Source organism: Sphingobacterium sp. UBA5789, assembly GCF_002418355.1.
Classification (GTDB): Bacteria; Bacteroidota; Bacteroidia; order Sphingobacteriales; family Sphingobacteriaceae; genus Sphingobacterium.
Genome location: NZ_DIDX01000001.1, coordinates 648,230 through 670,792, shown reverse-complemented (window position 1 = coordinate 670,792; position 22,563 = coordinate 648,230). Strand labels below are relative to the sequence as shown.

20 protein-coding genes and 1 riboswitch are annotated in these 22,563 nt (G+C 39.7%); of the genes, 8 read left to right on the top strand and 12 right to left on the bottom strand.

What is annotated here, in order from left to right; translation table 11 throughout:
- Window positions 1-7: 7 nt before the first annotated feature.
- From B4B65_RS02925 to B4B65_RS02895, 7 genes are all read right to left on the bottom strand, one after another.
- On the bottom strand, window positions 8-1,198 hold the full coding sequence (locus tag B4B65_RS02925) for a serine hydrolase domain-containing protein (protein ID WP_293913245.1): 1,191 nt from the start codon (window positions 1,196-1,198) through the stop codon (window positions 8-10).
- Window positions 1,199-1,327: 129 nt separating this feature from the next.
- Window positions 1,328-2,974 carry a 2-oxo acid dehydrogenase subunit E2 gene (locus B4B65_RS02920; protein ID WP_293913244.1) on the bottom strand — a complete coding sequence of 549 codons (1,647 nt, stop codon included), beginning with the start codon at window positions 2,972-2,974 and terminating at the stop codon, window positions 1,328-1,330.
- A gap of 38 nt (window positions 2,975-3,012) precedes the next feature.
- Complete coding sequence (gene pdhA / locus B4B65_RS02915) at window positions 3,013-4,008, bottom strand: pyruvate dehydrogenase (acetyl-transferring) E1 component subunit alpha (RefSeq protein WP_003008570.1); 996 nt, start codon at window positions 4,006-4,008, stop codon at window positions 3,013-3,015.
- Window positions 4,009-4,324: 316 nt separating this feature from the next.
- Window positions 4,325-5,710, bottom strand: coding sequence for a histidine--tRNA ligase (gene hisS / locus B4B65_RS02910; protein ID WP_293913243.1), 1,386 nt, complete (start codon window positions 5,708-5,710; stop codon window positions 4,325-4,327).
- A 160-nt stretch (window positions 5,711-5,870) separates the two neighbouring features.
- On the bottom strand, window positions 5,871-6,611 hold the full coding sequence (gene rnc / locus B4B65_RS02905) for a ribonuclease III (protein ID WP_181875940.1): 741 nt from the start codon (window positions 6,609-6,611) through the stop codon (window positions 5,871-5,873).
- 74 nt (window positions 6,612-6,685) lie between these two features.
- Entirely contained in the window at window positions 6,686-7,939 is a 1,254-nt protein-coding gene (gene fabF / locus B4B65_RS02900) for a beta-ketoacyl-ACP synthase II (RefSeq protein WP_293913242.1), read from the bottom strand.
- 27 nt (window positions 7,940-7,966) lie between these two features.
- The gene (locus B4B65_RS02895) at window positions 7,967-8,203 is read right to left on the bottom strand and encodes an acyl carrier protein (RefSeq protein ID WP_033563902.1); all 237 of its coding nucleotides are present in this window, start codon (window positions 8,201-8,203) and stop codon (window positions 7,967-7,969) included.
- A gap of 265 nt (window positions 8,204-8,468) precedes the next feature.
- Here B4B65_RS02895 and B4B65_RS02890 point away from each other — a divergent pair, with 265 nt between their 5' ends.
- Together B4B65_RS02890 and pyk are read left to right on the top strand one after the other, a co-directional pair.
- On the top strand, window positions 8,469-8,975 hold the full coding sequence (locus B4B65_RS02890) for an IPExxxVDY family protein (RefSeq protein WP_293913241.1): 507 nt from the start codon (window positions 8,469-8,471) through the stop codon (window positions 8,973-8,975).
- 125 nt (window positions 8,976-9,100) lie between these two features.
- On the top strand, window positions 9,101-10,531 hold the full coding sequence (pyk, locus tag B4B65_RS02885) for a pyruvate kinase (RefSeq protein WP_201681412.1): 1,431 nt from the start codon (window positions 9,101-9,103) through the stop codon (window positions 10,529-10,531).
- 32 nt (window positions 10,532-10,563) lie between these two features.
- Here pyk and B4B65_RS02880 read toward each other — a convergent pair whose 3' ends face one another.
- Window positions 10,564-10,899, bottom strand: a complete 336-nt coding sequence (locus B4B65_RS02880; protein ID WP_293913240.1) for a hypothetical protein — start codon at window positions 10,897-10,899, stop codon at window positions 10,564-10,566.
- Window positions 10,900-11,027: 128 nt separating this feature from the next.
- Between B4B65_RS02880 and B4B65_RS02875 the strand changes: the two genes are divergently transcribed.
- The 5 genes from B4B65_RS02875 (at window position 11,028) to B4B65_RS02855 (ending at window position 17,525) form a co-directional block, all read left to right on the top strand.
- Complete coding sequence (locus tag B4B65_RS02875; protein WP_201681410.1) at window positions 11,028-12,848, top strand: sensor histidine kinase; 1,821 nt, start codon at window positions 11,028-11,030, stop codon at window positions 12,846-12,848.
- A gap of 56 nt (window positions 12,849-12,904) precedes the next feature.
- Window positions 12,905-13,591: a response regulator transcription factor gene (locus B4B65_RS02870; protein ID WP_201681409.1), complete on the top strand. Its 687-nt coding sequence runs from the start codon at window positions 12,905-12,907 to the stop codon at window positions 13,589-13,591.
- A 205-nt stretch (window positions 13,592-13,796) separates the two neighbouring features.
- The gene (locus B4B65_RS02865) at window positions 13,797-14,585 is read left to right on the top strand and encodes a phosphatase PAP2 family protein (protein ID WP_293913237.1); all 789 of its coding nucleotides are present in this window, start codon (window positions 13,797-13,799) and stop codon (window positions 14,583-14,585) included.
- A 72-nt stretch (window positions 14,586-14,657) separates the two neighbouring features.
- Window positions 14,658-14,766: riboswitch (SAM riboswitch) on the top strand.
- A 78-nt stretch (window positions 14,767-14,844) separates the two neighbouring features.
- A complete protein-coding gene (gene metE / locus B4B65_RS02860; RefSeq protein ID WP_293913235.1) occupies window positions 14,845-17,157 on the top strand; it encodes a 5-methyltetrahydropteroyltriglutamate--homocysteine S-methyltransferase in 2,313 nt (770 codons plus the stop codon).
- 191 nt (window positions 17,158-17,348) lie between these two features.
- Window positions 17,349-17,525, top strand: coding sequence for a hypothetical protein (locus B4B65_RS02855; protein WP_309485957.1), 177 nt, complete (start codon window positions 17,349-17,351; stop codon window positions 17,523-17,525).
- 142 nt (window positions 17,526-17,667) lie between these two features.
- Here the strand turns inward: B4B65_RS02855 and B4B65_RS02850 are convergent, their stop codons facing one another.
- The 4 genes from B4B65_RS02850 to B4B65_RS02835 all read right to left on the bottom strand — a co-directional run bounded on the left by B4B65_RS02850 (window position 17,668) and on the right by B4B65_RS02835 (window position 21,308).
- Window positions 17,668-18,546, bottom strand: coding sequence for a TraB/GumN family protein (locus tag B4B65_RS02850; RefSeq protein ID WP_293913232.1), 879 nt, complete (start codon window positions 18,544-18,546; stop codon window positions 17,668-17,670).
- A 105-nt stretch (window positions 18,547-18,651) separates the two neighbouring features.
- A complete protein-coding gene (locus B4B65_RS02845) occupies window positions 18,652-19,149 on the bottom strand; it encodes a hypothetical protein (RefSeq protein ID WP_293913230.1) in 498 nt (165 codons plus the stop codon).
- Window positions 19,136-19,852: a peptide chain release factor H gene (gene prfH / locus B4B65_RS02840; RefSeq protein ID WP_293913228.1), complete on the bottom strand. Its 717-nt coding sequence runs from the start codon at window positions 19,850-19,852 to the stop codon at window positions 19,136-19,138. Before prfH ends, B4B65_RS02845 begins: the two co-directional genes overlap by 14 nt.
- 64 nt (window positions 19,853-19,916) lie before the next feature.
- Window positions 19,917-21,308, bottom strand: a complete 1,392-nt coding sequence (locus B4B65_RS02835) for an RtcB family protein (protein WP_293913226.1) — start codon at window positions 21,306-21,308, stop codon at window positions 19,917-19,919.
- A gap of 458 nt (window positions 21,309-21,766) precedes the next feature.
- On the opposite strand from B4B65_RS02835, the gene trmD reads away from it, so the two are divergent.
- On the top strand, window positions 21,767-22,444 hold the full coding sequence (trmD, locus tag B4B65_RS02830; RefSeq protein ID WP_201681695.1) for a tRNA (guanosine(37)-N1)-methyltransferase TrmD: 678 nt from the start codon (window positions 21,767-21,769) through the stop codon (window positions 22,442-22,444).
- Window positions 22,445-22,563 lie beyond the last annotated feature (119 nt).

Here is a 22,563-nt window from a genome sequence, read left to right as displayed (position 1 = left end):
GTTTGCATTAGTCTACCATAAAATCGCCATCTGCATTATATGCATTCTTCCGAAGGATTGGCATTCCCAGGATTTTGTACAATTCATCCAGTTTGACCAGACTACCGTTGGTCATATTAGACAATAATACAATGGTTACATCATTTTTCAGATCACGTACATACAGATTGCGAAATCCGTGCCACCATCCTGTATGATACACCACCTGTTGATCATTATGATTAAATGTCCTCCATCCGTATCCATATCCGAATGCACCCTTTTTATTTGGGTCATTGCGTGGTACATATGCGGAATCCAATGTTTCCTGTTTTAACAACCGGCCTTCCCTCAATGCAATATCCAGAAGAAACATATCCTCTACTGTACTGTAAATTCCTTTATCTCCCAACGGTCCATCCAGAAAATTCTGTACAACAGATCTTCTCCATATCTTATCATGTCCAATTACTTTGACAGGTATTTTTTCGTAAACAGCTTTGGAATAAGCTGCAGTATGTTTCATTCCTGCAGGATCAAATACATTCTCCTTTAGAAATACAGCATAATCCTGTTTAGAAACTTTTTCTATGATAGCCCCCAACACCATAAAATTGCTGTTGTTATAATGGAAACGGCCGTCCGGTTTACCGTATCTTCCCGGTTTATGCTCCGTCAGCAAACGGATCGCATCCATATTACTCATCCCTTTCTTTTTATCCTTCCATACACCGTCGGCAAAATAGACATAATTCGGAAGTCCCGAACGGTGCGTCAACAGCATTTTTACTGTAATTCCTTCATAAGGAAAATCCGGAAAAAAATCATTTACTGTCTGATCCAGCTTTAACTTTCCTTCCTCTACCAGTTTGAGGATTGCAATTGATGTCATTGGCTTAGTAACGGAAGCAAGTTCAAATTGAGATTGAATATTTAAGCTATCCTTTAATAAATAATTAGCCCATCCAAATGATTTTTCATATATGATCTTGCCTTTCTTTGCTACCAGCACATTACCATTGAAACCAGCCTTTTTATGAAGATTCTGCATAAAAGCATCCACTGCCTTATCCGCTTCATTCGGGTTATACAGAAGCCTTATACTATCCTGTTCTGCCTGATTTTTTTCTTCTTTAATTTTACGTTCTTCGGCAGATGTGCAGCCGATCAAACTCATAACACTTAAACCTAATAGGACTTTCGCAACAATCAATTTCACAAGTTTTTCTTTAAATTTTTGAGGTATATATCTATAATGCCAAAAAATAACAATTTAGTATGTAATGGGCAAATAAAAGAGCCACTTTATTGCTAAAGTGGCTCTTATTTATGTGTTGACAGGTCCGGATTACGCTAATAATCTTACCGGATTTTCGATCAATGATTTTAATGTTTGTAAAAACGCGGCTCCGGTTGCACCATCCACTACTCTGTGATCACATCCCAAAGTAAGTTTCATAATGTTACCCGGTACTACAGCTCCGTTCTTAACAACAGGTATAGCCTGGATTGCTCCTACAGAAAGGATTGCTCCATCCGGAGAATTGATGATAGAAGTAAATTCATCAATACCAAACATACCCAGATTGGATACCGTAAATGTAGAACCTTCCCAATCTGAAGGCTGTAATTTTTTAGACTTCGCTCTTTGTGCAAAATCCTTAACCTCAGTAGAGATGTGGGATAATGATTTACCATCTGCAAAACGGACAACAGGAACTAACAAACCATCTTCAACAGCGATTGCAACACCAATGTTTGTATGCTCATTGAATCTGATTTTGTCACCACCCCATGATGAGTTTACAGCAGGATGTTTTTTCAAGGCTACAGCAGCAGCTTTGATAACAATATCATTAAAGGATACTTTTACAGGAGCTACCTCATTAATCTGCGTTCTGGCAGCGATAGCATTATCCATATCGATGCTGATAGTCAGATAGAAGTGTGGAGCTGTAAATAAACTTTCAGACAGGCGACGTGCAATTGTTTTACGCATTTGCGATACCGGCTGTTCTGTATATTTCTCTTCGCCTACATATGTTGGCAATGTGATTGTTTTAGATTCTGTAGCAGGCGCTGCTCCTGTACTTGCAGGTGCTGCAGCAGGCTTCGCAGAAGGTACGAATGATTCAACATCTTTCTTTACAATACGTCCACCATCTGCAGAACCCTTTACATCATTCAGGTTGATTCCTTTTTCTTTAGCAATCTTACGCGCTAAAGGAGAAGCTTTCACTCTTGAATCATCAGCAGAAGAACCAGCAGTTTCAACAGAAGCACTTTCAGCAGCAGCTTTAGGTGCTTCTTCTTTTTTGCTTTCTTTTGATTCAGCTTTAGGAGCTGCAGATTTTTGATTCAGTAAAGGTGTTACGTCTGTTCCTGCAGGACCTACGATAGCAATGATATCATTTACTTTCGCTGCCTGTCCGGCTTCAAGACCAACATATAATAAAGTACCGTCCGCATATGCTGTTACTTCCATGGTCGCTTTATCCGTTTCCACATCAGCAATAGCATCATCAGATTTGATGGTATCTCCAACTTTAAAGTTCCACTGTGCAATGACACCTTCAGTCATGGTATCACTCAGCAACGGCATTGTGATCACAGTTACACCAAGGTCTTCTGCAGACACACTTGCTGAAGAAGATTCTTCTGATGTAGCTGTTTCTTCTTTAGCTTCTTCTTTTTTCTCCTCTGCAGGAGCAGCAGAAGCGTCTGAAGATCCGTCAAGCAATGCCTGAAAATCTTCTCCTTCTTCCCCAAGTACAGCGATCACTGCATCCACAGCTACAGCTTCACCTTCTTTGGGTCCGATATATAACAATGTTCCTTCCTGATAAGATTCGAAGTCCATTGTAGCTTTATCTGTTTCAATCTCTGCAACAAGATCTCCAGAATTTACTTTGTCACCAACTTTTTTGTGCCATTTTGCGATAACACCTTCAGTCATGGTGTCACTCATTTTAGGCATTTTTACTACTTCAGCCATTTGTTTGCTTCGTTATATTTAGTTAAAGTAATTATCAATTAATCCATTACAAAAGGATAATCCTCCTGTACGTAAACATCATTATAGATTTCTGAAGCATCCGGATATGGAGACTCTTCTGCAAATTTCACAGAATCTTCTACCACTTTTTTCACATCAGCTTCCACCTCTGCAAACCAGGCATCATCAGCATATTTATTTTCCAGAATCGCATGTTTAGTAGACAACAACGGATCACGGCCTTTATACTCTTCTAATTCTTCTTTAGTACGGTATTTAGCAGGATCTGACATAGAGTGTCCTTTGTAACGGTAAGTACGGATTTCCAGGAAAGTCGGGCCTTCGCCTGCACGTGCACGTTGAACAGCTTCGTCCATAGCATTGTGAACCGCTACTACGTCCATTCCGTCAACAGCTGCTGAAGGCATGTCAAAACCATGTCCCATTTTGTAGATGTCGATCATATTAGTAGTACGCTGTACAGAAGTTCCCATTGCATAACCATTGTTTTCACAAACAAAAATCACAGGAAGTTTCCACAACATAGCCATGTTCAGGGTCTCGTTGAAAGCTCCCTGACGAACAGCTCCGTCCCCCATGTAACATACGTTAACATTTTTTGTACCATTGTACATCTCAGCGAATGCAATACCTGCACCTAAAGGAATCTGACCACCTACGATACCGTGGCCACCCATAAATTTGTGCTCTTTAGAGAAAAAGTGCATAGAACCACCTTTACCTTTTGAACATCCAGTTGCTTTACCATATAATTCAGCCATACAAGCATCTGCAGATACGCCCTTAGCTAATGCGTGAGCATGGTCACGATATGCCGTGATCAATGAATCTTCAGGACCGATTACCGACATGGTACCAGCGACTACTGCTTCCTGACCGATATAAAGGTGACAGAATCCACGAATTTTTTGTTGACCGTAAAGCTGACCAGCTTTTTCTTCGAATTTACGCATGAGTAGCATGGATTTATACCACTCTAAATATGTCTCTTTTGTTATAGGTGTTGAACTCATTTTCAAGTATTGAATTTCTGACTTAACTGACTACAAATCTAATCAATATTTACAACATTTTTGTCATAGACTGCAATTTTATTACAGTGTAAAAACATTCTAATTACGCTCTGCACGATTGATTAACAAAATTTAACAGCTTCATAACAGCAGAATTCCATTTGAATATTTCCCGTAAAATCAAAGCGACCATTTGATATTTTCTCAAATGGTCGCTTTTCAAAATCGGATGATTTACTTCCAGCTGAAAGATTTATTTTTGGAGAGATTCGTAACTGATCTATTCATCTGTTCCAATTACGGAGTCACCCCTTATCTAATCACTCAATAAAGCTGTTATTTCTTGTTCTGAAAGTTTTTGCTGCTCACCGCTGTTCATATTTTTTAAAGAAAGCTGTCCGGTATTTACTTCTTCCTCCCCTACCAAAAGCACGTAAGGTATACGTTTATCATCTGCATAGCTCATCTGTTTTTTGAGTTTGACAGCCTGAGGATATAGCTCTGCAGCGATCCCTGCCTGACGTAACCTGTTTAATAAAGGAAGTGTAAATGCTTCGATAGATTTGTCAAAATTGATGATTAACAATCTGGTATTATCTGATTCATGCTTCGGATACAGGTCCAGCTCTTCCAACACATCGTATATACGATCTGCCCCGAAAGACACGCCCACACCGGTCAGTCCTTTCAGACCAAACATTCCGGTCAGGTCATCGTAACGGCCTCCGCCGCCGATGCTGCCCATCGTCACTTCGTTTGTTTTTACTTCAAATATGCAACCTGTATAATAATTAAGACCACGGGCCAATGTGATGTCCAGTTCTACATATTTGTCATATACTTCACCAGATACATCCAACTGGTTAAGGTATGAAAATACTTCTTCCAGTTCTGACACTCCACGTAGTCCTGTTTCGGATTTTGCCAGCACCAAACGAAGCTGCTCTATTTTAGAAGCAGTAGATCCTTCGAGTAAAATGATCGGGCGCAGGATAGCAAGATCAGCTTCTGTAAATCCTCTTTCCAGCAACTCTTTATTGACACCATCCAGACCTATCTTATCCAGCTTATCAATGGCAACAGTCATATCCACGATAAGCTCCGGTTTACCGATTATTTCCGTTATTCCCGAAAGAATCTTCCGGTTATTGATCTTGATTGCAAAATCTTTGAGTCCCAGTGCGCACAGCGCTTCCTGATAGATCAGAATAAATTCTGCTTCATTTAACAGACTTTCTGAACCGACAACATCTACATCACACTGATAAAATTCACGGTAGCGCCCGCGTTGCGGACGATCTGCACGCCATACCGGCTGGATCTGGAAACGTTTGAATGGAAGGCTGATTTCATGCTGACGCATGACCACATAACGGGCAAATGGCACCGTCAGATCATATCGCAATGCTTTTTCCGAAAGATGCGGAATCAGACTATTAGAAGCTTTTTCAGCTAAAAGAGCATCCGGGGCTTTACTGAGGTAATCTCCCGAATTCAGGATCTTAAAAATCAATTTATCACCTTCATCGCCGTACTTCCCGGTCAATGTCTGTAAATTTTCAAAAGAAGGTGTCTGAATTTCCTGATATCCATACTTGCGAAACACGGACTTCAGGGTATTAAAAATATAATTACGCTTTTCCATTTCGGCCGGTGAAAAATCACGCGTGCCTTTAGCCAATGAAGGTTTTACTATTGCCATATCACGGCAAAGGTAAGGTATACAAATGAAATATCCATGTAGTACAGGCTGTACTAATACCAATGAATATAGTTTGGATATTCCATATGACCATTGAAAATCAAATTATACACCTATGAAATTTTATGAAAACACCTGCGGTGAAATTAGAATTTACAGGTTACTCGGTCTCAAATATCTTGAGGTACTCGCAGGCTTTTTCTGCAGCAAGCTTTTCCGCACTCTTTTTATTGAAGTCCCGGCCTATACCACAGACTTCTCCTTCAACAATAGCTTCTATACTGAACATCTTGGAAGATTCTCCTTCAGGATTAGCCGTAGGAAGAAATTGAACGTCTTTGCCAAGATGCTGACACCATTCAATTAATCGGCTTTTAAAATTGGTCTCCGTTACTTCCAGCAACTGAATATCAACATGGGTTTTGATAATTCTGTTCAGAAGAAAACTTTTAGTAAATGTATAGCCTTTGTCCAGATATACAGCTCCGACAAGCGCTTCAAAAGCATCTCCCAACAGCGAGCCCTGTTTATTCGGAAAACTGATCATACGTGCATCGTACTGAATCAGTTCATTAAGACCTAGTTTTCGGGAGAGTTGATTGAGGTTGGCCCTACTGACGATTTTTGACCGCATCTCGGTCAAAAATCCTTCATCTTTGTAGGGATATTTTTTAAACAGTAACTCGGCGACGACAGATCCTAAGATTGCGTCACCCAGAAACTCTAATCTTTCATTGCTGTTTTTGGCACCTTCCTTTATTGCGGTGGCCACAGACTTATGTCTGAAGGCCATCTGGTACAGCCGTACGTTTTCAGGGACAAACCCCAACAGGTTTTTCAGCTTCCGCACATAAGCTCTATGCGGCGAGAAATACAAATTATAAATCCGTGAAAAGGGCATGCTACTCAAAAAAGGATGAGAGGATAGAACCTCTCTCTACCATTACAAGATCCCTCTACAATCAGCACAGGCAATTAGGGTTGATACTTTTTGAAAATAACGGAAGCATTGTGTCCGCCAAACCCAAAAGTATTACTCATCGCTGCATTTACCACACGTTTTTGCGCCGTATTGAATGTAAAATTCAATTTATTATCCAATTCAGGATCGTCGTTAAAGTGGTTGATTGTTGGAGGTACTATATCATTTTGGACAGCCAGGATTGAAGCAATAGACTCAATCGCCCCAGCGGCACCCAAAAGGTGTCCTGTCATCGATTTGGTCGAGCTAATGTTCAATTCATAAGCATGATCCCCAAATAATTCTTTAATAGCTTTTGTTTCACTGATATCTCCAAGAGGTGTAGAAGTACCATGCACATTGATATAATCAATTTCATGACCATCCATCCGGGCATCACGCAAAGCATTTGACATCACCAGTTTTGCGCCTAACCCTTCAGGGTGTGGTGCGGTGATATGATTTGCATCTGCACTCATTCCTCCTCCTACGATTTCAGCATAAATTTTTGCTCCACGCGCCAATGCATGCTCCAGACTTTCCAATATAATCGTGCCCGAACCTTCACCTGCGACAAATCCATCACGATCCTTATCAAAAGGGCGGGATGCTGTCTTCGGATCGTCATTACGGGTAGACAACGCATGTAATGCATTGAAACCGCCTATGCCCGCTTCATTGATGATGGCTTCAGAGCCACCGGAAACGATAATATCACACAGACCGGTACGAATGTAATTGAATGCGTCAATCATTGCATTAGTCGAAGATGCACATGCAGACACACACGAAAAGTTTGGTCCGCGTAATCCATAACGCATCGAGATATGACCAGGAGCAATGTCCACGATCATTTTCGGAATAAAGAAAGGATTGAAACGAGGCGTTCCATCTCCTGTGGCGAAGTTTGAAACTTCGTCCAAAAACGTTTTTAATCCACCAATCCCCGAACCCCAGATCACTCCTATCCGATTAGTGTCAAGTTTTTCAAAATCCAGTACTGCATCTTTAATAGCTTCTTCCGTAGATGCCATAGCGTATTGAACAAAAGGATCTACCTTCCGTGCTTCTTTACGATCCATGAAATCATGCGGGTCGAAATCTTTTACTTCGCACGCAAATTGGGTTTTGAATTTTGATGCATCAAATCTTGTAATAGGAGCAGCACCGCTTACACCATTTATCAATCCTTCCCAGTATTCCGGGACAGTATTGCCAAGTGGTGTAAGAGCGCCTAACCCTGTTACTACTACTCTTTTAAGCTCCATTTATGATGATTGGCCTAATTAAATTAGTTAGTTAACGTTTTTTTCTAAATAAGCGATTGCTTGACCTACTGTACCGATGTTCTCAGCTTGATCATCAGGAATAGCTACGTTGAATTCTTTTTCAAACTCCATGATCAACTCAACTGTGTCAAGTGAATCAGCACCTAAATCATTAGTGAATGAAGCTTCTGGCGTTACTTCGTTTTCGTCAACACCTAATTTTTCAACGATAATTGCTTTTACTCTTGAAGCGATATCTGACATGATTTTATAGTTTAATTGTTTAATAAATCTGTGCAAAGAAAAATAAATTTCACCAATTATCAAATCTTTTTGATTTTTTGGCGCAGCAAAAGTAAGCATGTTAATCCAATATTCAAACTGTAAAAGACTAATACTTAACCGTATCCAATAATACTAACTTTTGGCTTTATTTACAAATATTCTACTTTGTTAATGCAAATTTTACATAGAATAGCCGCAAGATACGTGAAATTATACTAATTTCGTGTAAAACATCTCAGCAAAATTGAATAAAATAACTGTCTTTAAATTGGAAATGGATATGGAAGAAGAACTGGATTTTGTTCTTCTTGGTATCAGCTCCCCTTTACGGGACTACAGATTATGTCATTTTATCAACAAAAGTACAGGCCTCCAGTTTGTATATGGTAAAGAAAGTAATATCGACCACAAGGGAAATATTAAAGAAGGGGAAAAAGAAGAATATGAATACCACATCATACAGGAGAAAAATAAAGGCAAAAAGCCAGCTTTGAAACATCATTTTGCGATATACAGATATTGCGATATCGACTATGAATACGAGTATTATCTTATCAATAACAGGAGTCAGGAAGGTGGCTTATTAATACCTGAAATAGCAAATTTTGACTTCTTTCTGGTGATTAAAAACTTCATACATGAAGAAGATTTACGCCTCCTTATTCAGAATCTGAATCGCATAAATGACGTCATAATGGTAAAAGAAATAATGCCTAAAATATTGAAATCTAAAGAAAATCTCATATTTTAGCGCACTTGAAAGAAGAGTGTACATACTACACTATAAATTATAAACTTCAAATCAGATGTTATTCTTTGTAAAAAGAAGGGTAACTGCAAACAAGAATATAAGTAGTTTTTAAAACAAAATATTACATGAAGAAGATTCAAAAACGGACCAAAATTGTGGCAACACTTGGCCCGGCATCAGCAGATAAAACTGTCTTGACAAATATGATTGCCAAAGGTGTCGATGTATGTCGTCTTAACTTCTCTCACGGAAGCCAGGAAGATCACCTTAAAGTGATCAACACAATCAACGAAATCAACAATGAACATCCCTTTAACGTAGCTATTCTTGCCGATCTTCAAGGACCAAAAATCCGTATCGGTAAAATGAAAGAAGGAGGCGCAATCTTAATCAACGGTTCTGAGGTCGAAATCACAACTCAGGAACTGATCGGTGACGAAAAGCGTATCTATATCACATATGAGAACTTCCCTAATGACGTGAAGGAAGATGAGATTATCTTACTGGATGATGGTAAATTACAATTGAGAGTAATCTCTACCAATCATAAAGATACTGTATTCTGTCAGGTTGTTCACGGCGGTGTATTGACTTCCAGAAAAGGGGTTAACCTTCCTAATACAAAAGTATCTATCCCTTCCCTGACAGAAGAAGATCTGGACAACCTGAACTTCGCACTTGACCATGGTGCTGACTGGATTGCGATGTCTTTTGTACGTTCGGCTGAGGATATCTACCAATGTAAAGAGATCATCAAAGAAAAAGGAAGCCATGCACGCGTAATTGCCAAAATAGAGAAACCTGAAGCCATCGAAAATATCGACGCAATTATCGAAGCTACAGACGGTATCATGGTTGCCCGTGGTGATTTGGGAGTGGAAATGCCAATGGAAGAAGTTCCGGGATTGCAAAAGATCATCGTTCAAAAATGTCGTGACCTTTCCAAACCGGTTATCATCGCTACACAAATGCTGGAAAGCATGATCACTACACCTCGTCCTACCCGTGCAGAAGTCAACGATGTTGCCAATTCTGTACTTGACGGTGCTGATGCTGTAATGCTTAGTGGCGAGACTTCTGTAGGAGAATTCCCGGAAATCGTTATCGAAACAATGGCTAAAATCATTGTACATGTAGAGCAGACATCATACAACTATTACAGTGACAAGAGTGACCAGCATACAGATCTGACTAAGATCCCTGATGCAATCTGTGGTTCATCTATATACCTTGCTGAAAAAACAAAAGCTTCAGCTATTGCCGTGATGACATCATCAGGTTATACTGCATTTGAAATCTCAAGCTACAGACCGGATGCAGATATTTACATTTTCACCGGAAATAAAAATCTGTTGAGATCTTTAAGTCTGGTTTGGGGTGTACGTGCTTTCGTATATGAGAAATTTGAAAGTACTGACGGAACAATTCAGGATGTAAACAAATTGCTTACAGAAAAGAACCTGGTATCTCCGGGACAGATCGTAATCAATACATCTTCAACACCACTCCGCGAAAAAGGCAGAACAAATACAATTCGGGTATCCGAAGTAAAATAAATAAAAATAAGGTGGCTGAATATTCAGCCACCTTATTTTTTATTCAGAGAATCCTTTAGTAACAAGGGGCGGAAGTTATACGCTTCTTTTAAGGGTTGCTTATCCCACTCATCCATTTTTTTTGTTCCCGGCATAGGAGCGGATTCTTTGCCATATAGTTTTATAGTCGGGATTTCCCCTTTTCTGTTTTTGAGCTCATTGGGTTTCAGAAGATAAACCTGCGCCCGTTTTACGGTATCCAGTAAAGGAATCTGCTGATCCGGAAAAACTTTACGTCCTTCCTTACCCTGAACCTTAAAATCCTGCGCGGAAGAATAGCTCCACATGCTTAGGAAAAGTGCTGTAAATATGCTATATTTCAGTTTCATAATCTATGAAATGTATTACCTTAAAATTAAGCAACAATTCTCAATTTCAAATCATAATAAGCTGCTTTGCCTGTTAAATATTGTTAAATGAAAGTTTTGAAGGTAAAGCATTTATATTTTTGTAACAAATGAAACAAAGAAGTATTACTGTCATTATCGGATTAATGTCTATTGCTCTGCTTGGAGTAATGGCGATGCAATACTTTTTTATCCGCGACTCTTTCCGTCAGAAATCACAGCTTTTCGATGAATCAGTCAATGCATCTCTGGCTACAGTTGCCTCTAAAATAGAGAAACATGAGGTAATGGCATTTGCCAAAACCCAGCAAAGAAACAACCAGGTCAAATATGAGCGGGAACAAAAGCGTTTAGAAGACCAGATCAATATTCAAAAGCAGATCGAAGCACTTCGCGTCCAGCAATATGAAGTTCAGCAAAAGTTTAAAGATGCTGAAGATGTACTCAAGATGAGTTATCCGATTATTGTACCTCTGGAAAACTGGTTCTATGAAACGTATATCCGACGCAAAAAATATAATTACCTGGTCAAGCTTCTGATTTCACAGGGTGTCTATGAAGATAATTCTATCGGTAATTCAATTGAGGTATATGCAGTCGGTGACAAAATTGCACGTATTGCAGCAAAAGATGACAGCTGCCGATACCTTGCTTTCTTAAATCCGTACGAACTTAATTCACTGGACTTTACAATCAAGACATTGCCGCCAAAAGCAGATATGAAGATTGCTCTTCGTATACATGGATTAGAAAATAAGCTCAAACTGTCACAACTTGATGATGCAAGCAATCTGTATGACTCCATTGCTGTAATCGGTGGTAAGAAAAATGATGTTATTGAAGATTTTGCAGCGAGCATGGAACTTTCCAAACGTCCGTTAAAGAGTCGGATCGATGTCAGTTTTCTTAAGAAAGAGCTGACAAGGGAACTTTACAACAGAGATATTAATTCCAAATTTAATATTGAAGTCAAAGAGAACAACAGCATTCTGTATAACATCAATACACTGGGTGAACTGGATAAGCCCCAAAAGCACAACAGCTATTCTACCCTCTTGTTTCAGGGAGACGTTGGCAATGCACCTGGAAAACTGACTATTACCTTTACGGACAAACGTAATATTATCATGGACAATATGGGATACCTGTTCTTTCCGATGGGCGCCTTACTTGTTTTACTGATCGGTTGTTTTGCTTACACACTGACCACGATCTTCCGTCAAAAGAAAATTTCGGAAATGAAGACTGACTTTATCAACAATATGACCCATGAGTTCAAAACTCCTGTGGCGACGATTATGATTGCAAGTGAGTCTCTCCGGGATCCTGAAATAATTGCAGATGAAAGAAGAGTAAATCGCCTTGCCAATATTATTTACGATGAGAACGTCAGATTGGGAGACCACATTGAACGCGTGCTCAATATTGCCAGACTGGAAAAAGAGAATTTAAAAATAGACCGGATGGATGTGCGGATTAATGATCTGACTAATGCGGTTCTGGACAGTATGCAACTGCAGATTCAAAAATCCAAAGGAACACTGGAAACTTTTCTGGAGGCCAAGGATGATGTGGTTATCGGTGACGAGTTACACCTTTCCAATGTACTGTTTAATCTGGTGGACAATGCGATCAAATACAGTAAAGACAGTCCACATATAACTGTCAGAACCCATAACCATAAGAATACAATAGTGATATCTGTTAGCGATAAGGGTATCGGAATGACACGTGACCAGCAACAGAAAATTTTCGATCAGTTTTACCGGATACCTACAGGGAATATTCATAATGTAAAAGGATTTGGCCTCGGGTTAAGTTATGTAAATGACATTATCAAGCGTCTTGACGGTAAGATACAGGTAAAAAGTGAGAAGGATAAAGGCACAAATTTTGATATTACATTGCCACTGAAAGGGCACAAATTATAATTAGAAATGCTGTTGCTGTGGCGACAGTTATTATCAATCAGAAAAATACGCAAATTATGCAAAAAATATTATTAGCGGAAGATGATCCTAATCTGGGTGAGCTTCTAAAAGATTATCTGGAACTGAAAGGTAAATTCGATGTCACACTTTGTCAGGATGGAGAGGAAGCACTTGTTGCCTTCCATAAAGACCAGTACGATTTGTGTATTCTGGATGTCATGATGCCTAAAAAGGATGGATTTTCTCTTGGAAAAGATATCCGTAAAACCAACACGACAGTGCCTGTCATATATGCTACTGCTAAAGGAATGATGGAAGATAAAACGCAGGCCTTTGAACTGGGCGGTGATGATTACATCACTAAACCATTTCGGGTAGAAGAACTTTTACTTCGCATCAATGCTCTTCTGAAAAGAAGTTCCAGAGATAAAGAAGAAGAGACTGCGGATAAGTTTGAAATTGGAGATTACTTCTTTGATTACACCAGCCAGCAGATTTCATACAAAGGCCAACAACAGAAACTGTCAACAAAAGAAGCTGAATTATTACGTTTACTTTGTCTGAAGAAAAATGATGTTCTGACCCGCGAAGAAGCGCTTTTAAAAATATGGCACGATGACAATTACTTCACAGGAAGAAGCATGGATGTATTCCTGAGTAAACTCCGTAAATATCTGCGTGAAGATCCAAGTGTAGAGATCGTCAATGTACACGGTAAAGGCTACAAACTCCTCGTTAGCTAACACTATCATAACAAAAAACTAACAAATAATTATTATCTCTTAATTTTGTAAATTCAAGAGATAATAATTATCTTTACAGCGCAAAACACACACTAATTTCATCTTCATTACAGGATAACAATCTGATGAATGAAGACCTGTTAAGTTTTTACATATACGTTTCAGTCATCCTGGTGATTGATATCACACTTACAAACGAATTCCTATGACATTAATGCGCTCTGTCATTACTTTTCTTATCCTATTTGTCTGCTTTGGCCATGTGCTGTCGGCACAACAAGATACAACCAAACAATTCAGCGATACCCTGCAAAATACAACGCTCAAAAAAAACTTTTGGAGACAAATCCCCTATAAAGAAATTGCGATACCTGCCGGATTATTAACGTACGGCATTATTTCCCGGGAAAGCCATTTCCTTATTCATCAGGATAACGATATTAACAATGTTTTGCGAAAAAATATAGACGGGAAATTTACTGTTGATGATTTTAGCCAGTATACACCGTTACTTAGCATTTATGTATTGGACCTGGCAGGCATAAAAGCCCGCCACAATCTGAAAGAGCGACTGTTTGTTTCGGGTGTATCCCATGCCATTATGGCCACGACTGTGTACACTATCAAAAGCACTGGAAACGTCTGGCGTCCTGACAACTCCGCGAATAATTCTTTTCCTTCGGGGCATGCTGCTACAGCATTTGCCGGAGCTGAATTATTATGGCAGGAATATAAACACCAATCTATCTGGTATGGTATTGCAGGATATACGGTAGCTGCCGGAACTGGATTTTTCAGAATGTACAACAATAAGCACTGGTTTTCAGATGTCGTTATGGGAGCAGGTATAGGCATGCTAAGTACCAAGATTGGTTATTGGCTGCTCCCTCTTGTGGACAAACATTTGCAACATAACCCCTCTTCTTCTGTTACGGTAGTAACTCCGTTTTACAATGGAAAACAAGCCGGACTGTCTGCAAGCGTCCAATTCTGATCAACAGCATACTATTACGACGATTTATTAAAATATTTTTGGGATTTAGAAACCTAATCCCGATATTACCTTCGCTTATAGAGAAAGGCCGAGGGACTAGACCCGAAGAAGCCTTAGCAACCTGTCACTTGACAAGGTGCTAAATTCTACACCGCTTGGAAACAGGAGGGAAAGATAAGCCGAAGTCACTGCATCTGGTGTCCTTCCTCTTTAGCATAGTAGTTTTATGGAGTTTAAAAATTAAACAACAATCATTTTTATGTTATTAACTAACAATTTAGGCTACCCTCGTGTGGGCGCATTCCGCGAATTGAAAAAAGCCAATGAAGCCTATTGGGCAAAAAAGATTAGTGCTGAGGAATTATTAGATGCAGCAAAACAAATCCGTGAAGGAAACTGGAAAACTCAAAAAGATGCAGGTATCGACCTTATTCCTTCTAATGATTTCTCTTTCTATGACCAAGTGTTAGACCTGTCTTTGACAGTAGGTGCTATTCCAGCCCGTTACAATTCGTTATTGAATAAAATCGATCGCAATTACAATCTGGACCTTTATTTTGCAATGGCTCGTGGCTTTCAGCAAGAAGGTGTAGACGTAACAGCAATGGAAATGACCAAGTGGTTTGATACCAACTACCACTATATTGTTCCGGAATTTACAAAGAATCAGGAATTCAAACTGACTTCTGAAAAATTCTTAAATGAATACAATGAAGCTAAAGCATCAGGCATTGAGACCAAGCCGGTATTAATAGGCCCTATCACTTACCTGTTATTAGGAAAAGAGAAAGAAGCAGGATTTGACCGTATCGATCTTATCGAAAACCTGATCCCGGTATACGAAGAGATTTTGGGTAGACTTGCAGAAGCAGGTGCACAATATGTACAGATTGACGAGCCTTTCCTTGCTTTAGACATTGACAGCAAAACACGTGCTTTATATCAGAATGTATTTGAAAAACTATCCGCAGCAGCTAAAGGTATTAAACTTATTGTAGCGACTTATTTCGAAGCGCTTCGTGATAACGAAGAAACTGCTGTAAATCTTCCTGTACATGCTCTACACTTAGATCTTGTACGTGGAGAAAATCAACTGGATACTGTTTTAGCAAAAGTTCCAACTTCTTTGACACTTTCATTAGGTGTTGTAGAAGGTCGTAATATCTGGAAAAATGATTATGAGAAATCATCAAGTCAGATCAAAAAAGCTGTTGATACATTAGGCAAAGACCGCGTATGGATTGCACCTTCCAGTTCATTGCTACATGTTCCGTTTGATTTGGATAATGAAGACAACGAAGAATCTTTACCTAAAGAAGTTAAAAACTGGCTTGCATTTGCTAAACAAAAACTAGCAGAAGTAAAAGACCTTGCTATTCTTGCTGAAGGTGAAGTAGACGCTAAAACAGCTGAACGTTTTGAAGCAAATAAAGCTGCTGCTGAAAGCCGCCGTACTTCTCCACTTATTCATAAACCGGAAGTAAAAGAACGTACTGCAAACATTACAGATGATGATGCAACACGTACTTCTCCTTTTGCAAACCGTAAAGCTGCACAACAGGCTAAATTTAACTTACCTGCATTTGCAACGACTACAATCGGTTCTTTCCCGCAAACGAAAGATGTTCGTAAATGGAGAGCAGACCTGAAAAAAGGAAGCATCTCACAAGAACAATATGACAAAGAAATCGCTGAAGAGACAGAGCGCACTATCCGTCTTCAGGAGCAATTAGATATCGACGTACTGGTACATGGAGAATTTGAGCGTAATGACATGGTTGAATACTTCGGAGAGCAATTGGCCGGATATGCATTCACTAAAAACGGATGGGTTCAGTCTTACGGTTCACGTTGTGTGAAACCTCCGGTTATCTATGGCGACGTATACCGTCCTGCAGATATGACAGTACGCTGGTCTGCGTATGCACAGTCTCTGACCAACCGTCCTGTAAAAGGAATGTTGACGGGTCCTGTTACAATCTTACAATGGTCATTTGTTCGTAATGATCAACCACGTTCAACAACAACATACCAAATTGCATTAGCAATTCTGGATGAAGTACAGGCATTGGAAAGATCAGGAATCAAAATTATTCAGATCGACGAGCCGGCTATCCGCGAAGGATTACCATTGCGTAAGGCTGATCAACAGGATTACCTGAACTGGGCAGTACGTGCATTCCGCGTGTCTTCATCTAACGTAGATGATGATACACAGATCCACACACACATGTGTTACTCCGAATTCAATGACATTATTGAAGATATCGCAGCAATGGATGCTGACGTAATTACGATTGAAACGTCACGTTCACAAATGGAATTACTGGATGCATTTGCAGGTGATTTCAAATACCCTAACGATATCGGACCTGGTGTATACGACATCCACTCTCCTCGTGTACCCAGTACAGATGAGATGGTCAACTTATTGCGCAAAGCGAAGGCTGTAGTTCCTGCAGAACAACTTTGGGTAAACCCTGACTGTGGATTGAAAACCCGTGCATGGCCGGAAACCAAAGCAGCTTTAGAAGCTATGGTTGAAGCCGCTAAAATCCTTAGAGCTGAATAACCTTTAAGTATTAGTAATATTAAAATGACAACAGCCCGTAGCTTTACACAGACTACGGGTTATTTGTTTTATAGAAGCTACTCTCATTCATACAAAGCAAGATAACCCCTCATCATAATCACTAAAAATAGTATCGCAAGAACTTTTCATCCCGTCATTTGTTATTAGGAGACAATATAATAATGAATCCTATGAACAGAATATTCCCAATAACATTAGTTATCTTAATGACGAGCCTTTTGACCAGCTGTGCTGCGATCGAAGGAATTTTTAAAGCAGGTGTATGGTCCGGAGTGATCATGGTAGTGGTTGTAGTAGCCCTTCTGATCTGGATACTGGCTAAATTATTCGGAGGAAATAAAAATTAATCTCTACTGCGAGAGATATCCCTTAAAAAAGGTATCACATAACGTAAAAAAGATAGGCTGAACTCTGTGTTCAGCCTATCTGCTTTAAATCAATTAACAGCCTTTTTTTTCGAATATTTATACTCCACAAAAAAGCGAAATCTTAATTATAAACCGGTGTGACCGTATATCCTTTCTGACGTAAAAGATTGATTACACCTTCTTCGCCGGACAAGTGTCCCGAACCTATAGCAAAGAAAGTCGGAGCCTCACTCATTAATGCAGGCATACGATCTGCCCACAGATGATTACGAACGGGTAACAGTTGACGATAGGTTTCCGGATTGGATGAAGTATATTTTAATAACAGCTCATCCATACCTGCAATATTTTCCTCCTTGTACAGTTGAAATATATGAGAAAGAATGCTTTGAATATCAAACTCATCCATGGACTTTAGATAAGAAGGGAAATCAGATGTTTCAAAAATCTTATCTGCAAAAGAATATTGTTCTTCAATGCTCGAAAGCCCTTCTATTGTTTTACCAGCCTGCTTTGTATGTTTAATAATTTCTTCTTCAAACGAAGCCATTGGTTCAGTGAAGGATTTTTGCATAATCATAGCGATCAGAAACATAGGTTTTACTTTATCCACCTGAGCCAAAGAGACACCAATTTTTTTCCCTAAAATTTCATCTACCAGCGCTACTTCTTCCGGCTTGATCTGTGAAGATATGGTTTTATCACTCATCATGTGTTTTTGAGATTCTTCAGCAAGATTTGGCGCCGCCATATTGATTTCCAGATAGACTCTCGATGTCTCATCCATAGCATCAATAGCTTTCGCAGGCATTTCGAAATTCTTTCTGGCCAGCATATGTACTGTACCAAACAGATAAGATGGCACCTTCAAATCTTTCCCTTCTATTTTCCACAGCAAAGACTTCTCTTTTATCGTGGAGGTCTGTGCAAAAGCAGAGTTCATCAAAAAACAGACAACTGCCATTAAAGCAACCAGATTTTTCATATTATTTCCTTTCATAATTCAAATGTTTTAACGTTTTATAGAATTAGTAGTACCCCTTGCAAAATGTTACATATTCCGGAATCAAAAATAGATAAGAATATGATTTACAGGCAGAAAAACTCATCTTTTCTTCTTTTTATCCCTTTTCAATTTATCCTCTAATCTCGCTTCTGCATTTTTGATATCCTGATCATAAGATGAATAGCAGTTTGTGACATACAATCCTTTTACCAATCTGAGTGCCTTCTTTACTTTCATCTGCTTTTCTAACAATTGTACTTCCTTCAGCAGTATCTCTGTCTTATTAATTCCTTTTATGGTTAATGCAAAATCTATTAACTTTTGTGCTTCTTCAAAATCATCATTCCATATAAGTGTCTGCGCGAAATGAGGATATATCTCCAGAGCATAAAGATTGTATGTCAATGCTTCCTGAAAATATTTTTTCGCTTCTTCATAATTCATCAGCTGTTCTGCGTAAATACGACCTGTCAGACACAGCGCTGTGGTATTGGTCTCATCATAAGACAAGGCATATTCCAGCGATTCTATTGTCTCTGTCAGCGAATAAGGGTAATTGTCCAGCGCCTGGGACAAATATTTATCAATTGCTTTCATTATTGTATTTTTCTATTTTTATTTCCTGTCTGAAACGTTGTTTTTGAACCTTTCGCTTTGCCTTGTAGGACTTATCAACTTTCTCGGATTTAAAATCTGTTCCGATAAAGGTTCGTATGGCATTACCTCGTTCCACCTGAATCTGATTAAACCAGTTGTATTTTTCATCCTCTTTCCAATGCAGAAGATTTAACTCGTTAACTTTTGTTTGCAGCCGCTCTGTTGCGATTTTCTTATTTTGATGCTGCGACCGGCTATCCATGGCGACCACTGATACTCCTGTAGGAATATGTGTGGCACGCACCGCTGAACTAACTTTATTGACATGCTGACCACCGGCTCCTGAACTTCTCATCGCCTGATAGCGAATATCTTTTTCGTCAAATATCCACGATGCAGAGGATTTAATTTCAAAAACCTCGATAAACCAGTTTTTTCGCTTATGAGACTTTCTAAAATCACTTTTCCCGATCCATTGGATTGTACCTGTCCACAAAGCCGCAAACGCTACACACTGCTCTCCGCTGATCTGTAGACTTGCAGAAATTACGGTTCCGTTGATATCCCCCTCCTGCCGGTTCAGCACCTGAACCTCCACATCAAAATCTACTGCTTCCTGTATTATTTTTTTGATCACCTGTGCCACGACCCAACTGCATTCCTGGGGGCCGCGACCTGCGGTGACTCCTATTATTATGTCCATTTTATTTTTTTGTTTGAAGAAGTGCCCAAAAAGGAATTCCTTTTCAGACACTTACTTTATTGTACTATCGATCCATCCGCACAATTTTAGGCGTGAACGTACCCAGTATATCCACTAATTCGGATTGAAGTGCGATTACCTTCCGGATATCTTTGTAGGCCATAGGCGCTTCATCTACACTTCCCCCGACAAGCTCTACATCGGTATCTTTAAGTAGTTTTTGCATCTGAGAAGGTGTGAAAGAAGCTTTACATGCAGCTCTCGACAAGAGCCGTCCTGCTCCATGCGATGCTGATTGCAAACTACTATCATTTCCCTTCCCGGTCACAATATATCCCGGAGCAGTCATAGATCCCGGAATGATCCCCAGTTCTCCTTTTGCTGCCGGAGTAGCTCCTTTACGGTGTACGATACATTCCTTTCCGTCTACCAGTTGCTTCCATGCAAAATTGTGATGATTCTCCACCTTAAATGCCGGCCGTTTACCAAGAGCTTTTGCTATGCGCCGGTGAATATCGTCATGACAGGCAGTTGCATAGTCGCCTGCCAGGTTCATTGCCATCCAATATTCCTGGCCATCATGTGTATCCAGATCTAACCAGGCCAGATGCTGTACTGACCGGGGCAACGGGCATTGCTTTGTCGCCAGATAGGTATAATGTTTAGCAATATTAGCCCCCAATCCTCTGGAGCCGCTATGCGACAATAAGGCTACATATTCGCCTGCCGGAAGCTTCCACTCTGGTCTCGGATCGCCCAGATTCACTATCCCGAACTCTACGAAATGGTTACCGCCCCCTGAAGTTCCCAACTGCTTCCAGGCTTTACCCAACAGATTTTTGAGAAGCGGTATTTCCTGAAATTCCTTTCTGGAAAAGATCTCATGATCTGCCTTATTCTTATGCGTCTCGTACATGCCAAAGCAAGTCTGTTCTAAAAGCATATTTGTCAATTGAAATCTTTTTCCTTTCAGATAGCTCGCAGGCAGATCAAAGACAGAGAGGCTCATTCTACAACCGATATCTACACCTACGCCATACGGAATCACAGCATTATCTGTTGCCAGTACTCCTCCTATCGGCAGTCCATACCCGGAGTGAGCATCTGGCATCAATGCTCCGCTGACAGACACCGGGAGCTTCAATGCATCAAACAGCTGGCGTTTTGCCTGTTCGTCGATTTCATTCTCTCCAAATATGCTGAAGGGAACTCTTGAAGTTCTCAATTGCTGTAAACGCACTTCTACGGGTCTGACCAGTCCTTCAGCTACTTTGCCCCATATACCATCCCCCAGGAATTGTTCGGGAGAAAGGAGTACCTGTCTGGCATCCGCCAATATTGTTTCTTTTTTATCACGCTTTCTATAGCGTTGTATTTGCCCTAAGGCAATATTTATTGCATTATTCTGTGGGAAGCCTAATTTGATAAGGTCTTTCCCGGAAAGTTTCTTTCCCATGTTATTTTTATTCAAATCAAAACGATACCTCTGGATATCATGATCCAAAAGTGTTATGGTCGGCCGAACAAAGTCGGCCGGATTTATATCCATTCGGGAAAATCTGTGAAGGGTCCGGAATAAACAAAAAAGCCCGAATGATCTTCGGGCCTTTTCTTATATTTCGTTAAGTAATCTTAAGAGGAGAAAGAAGCACGAAGAAGAGCCTCAGCAATTCCAATTGCTGATGAAGCTAAAGCTGTAGGATGTAGTACAAACATTTTTTCTTCGTTTTAAAAGGGTTAAACCATTAATATCGCTGCAAAGATTTAAATTATTTCTTAAATACCAAAATATTCTTCTTAAAAAATTACACTCCTCTCTTCCCGCTATACATGAGCAATTTTATAATCGGGGTATTATAACTCTAATTTTTACTGGCTATTCCCTCTTGTATGACGATTCACTATCTTTGCAGCATGCGTTTTGATATTATTACCGTATTACCTGATTTACTGACAAGTCCTTTTGCACATTCTATTCTGCAGAGGGCTCAGAAAAAAGGCCTGGCCGAGATCGTTGTTCACAATCTGAGGGACTATGCAACGAACAAACAAAAGTCTGTGGATGATTATCCATATGGCGGAGGTTCGGGTATGGTCATGCAGATCGAGCCCTTTGCAAAATGTATTGAATATCTGCAGTCTGAGCGGGATTATGATGAAATTATCTTTATGAGTCCGGACGGCCAAACCCTGAATCAGGAGATTGCTAATTCCCTTTCGACAAAAGGGAATATGATGATCCTTTGCGGACATTACAAAGGTATAGATCAGCGTATACGTGATATTTATGTTACGAAAGAAATATCCATTGGAGATTACGTTCTTTCAGGGGGAGAACTTCCGGCAGCTATTCTGACCGATGCTATTATTCGTCTTATCCCCGGGGTTTTATCTGATGAAACTTCAGCCCTATCTGATTCTTTCCAAGATGGTCTTCTGGATGCACCTATCTATACTCGTCCTGCGGAATGGAGAGGTCACAAAGTGCCGGACATATTATTGAGTGGTAATGAAGCTAAGATTTCAGCCTGGAGAGACGAACAGCAGTTACAAAGAACTAAAGAAAGACGTCCGGATTTATTAAATGACTAACAAAAAAGGCTTTTTTTTATTTTTTTGTCACATAAAATTTGCATTATGAATTTTTTTTATAAATTTGTGATATTATGTTGACAATTCAATTAAACAATACGTGGTGGTGGCCTGGAGCA

What these genes read in the sequence shown, in the direction of transcription:
- B4B65_RS02875 (WP_201681410.1), top strand. Translation starts at nt 11,028, where the DNA reads ATGAAACAAAGAAGTATTACTGTCATTATCGGATTAATGTCTATTGCT.
- B4B65_RS02920 (WP_293913244.1), bottom strand. Translation starts at nt 2,974, where the DNA reads ATGGCTGAAGTAGTAAAAATGCCTAAAATGAGTGACACCATGACTGAA.
- trmD (WP_201681695.1), top strand. Translation starts at nt 21,767, where the DNA reads ATGCGTTTTGATATTATTACCGTATTACCTGATTTACTGACAAGTCCT.
- B4B65_RS02845 (WP_293913230.1), bottom strand. Translation starts at nt 19,149, where the DNA reads ATGAAAGCAATTGATAAATATTTGTCCCAGGCGCTGGACAATTACCCT.
- B4B65_RS02855 (WP_309485957.1), top strand. Translation starts at nt 17,349, where the DNA reads ATGAACAGAATATTCCCAATAACATTAGTTATCTTAATGACGAGCCTT.
- B4B65_RS02835 (WP_293913226.1), bottom strand. Translation starts at nt 21,308, where the DNA reads ATGGGAAAGAAACTTTCCGGGAAAGACCTTATCAAATTAGGCTTCCCA.
- pdhA (WP_003008570.1), bottom strand. Translation starts at nt 4,008, where the DNA reads ATGAGTTCAACACCTATAACAAAAGAGACATATTTAGAGTGGTATAAA.
- B4B65_RS02895 (WP_033563902.1), bottom strand. Translation starts at nt 8,203, where the DNA reads ATGTCAGATATCGCTTCAAGAGTAAAAGCAATTATCGTTGAAAAATTA.
- pyk (WP_201681412.1), top strand. Translation starts at nt 9,101, where the DNA reads ATGAAGAAGATTCAAAAACGGACCAAAATTGTGGCAACACTTGGCCCG.
- B4B65_RS02850 (WP_293913232.1), bottom strand. Translation starts at nt 18,546, where the DNA reads ATGAAAGGAAATAATATGAAAAATCTGGTTGCTTTAATGGCAGTTGTC.
- metE (WP_293913235.1), top strand. Translation starts at nt 14,845, where the DNA reads ATGTTATTAACTAACAATTTAGGCTACCCTCGTGTGGGCGCATTCCGC.
- B4B65_RS02870 (WP_201681409.1), top strand. Translation starts at nt 12,905, where the DNA reads ATGCAAAAAATATTATTAGCGGAAGATGATCCTAATCTGGGTGAGCTT.
- prfH (WP_293913228.1), bottom strand. Translation starts at nt 19,852, where the DNA reads ATGGACATAATAATAGGAGTCACCGCAGGTCGCGGCCCCCAGGAATGC.
- B4B65_RS02865 (WP_293913237.1), top strand. Translation starts at nt 13,797, where the DNA reads ATGACATTAATGCGCTCTGTCATTACTTTTCTTATCCTATTTGTCTGC.
- fabF (WP_293913242.1), bottom strand. Translation starts at nt 7,939, where the DNA reads ATGGAGCTTAAAAGAGTAGTAGTAACAGGGTTAGGCGCTCTTACACCA.
- hisS (WP_293913243.1), bottom strand. Translation starts at nt 5,710, where the DNA reads ATGGCAATAGTAAAACCTTCATTGGCTAAAGGCACGCGTGATTTTTCA.
- B4B65_RS02880 (WP_293913240.1), bottom strand. Translation starts at nt 10,899, where the DNA reads ATGAAACTGAAATATAGCATATTTACAGCACTTTTCCTAAGCATGTGG.
- rnc (WP_181875940.1), bottom strand. Translation starts at nt 6,611, where the DNA reads ATGCCCTTTTCACGGATTTATAATTTGTATTTCTCGCCGCATAGAGCT.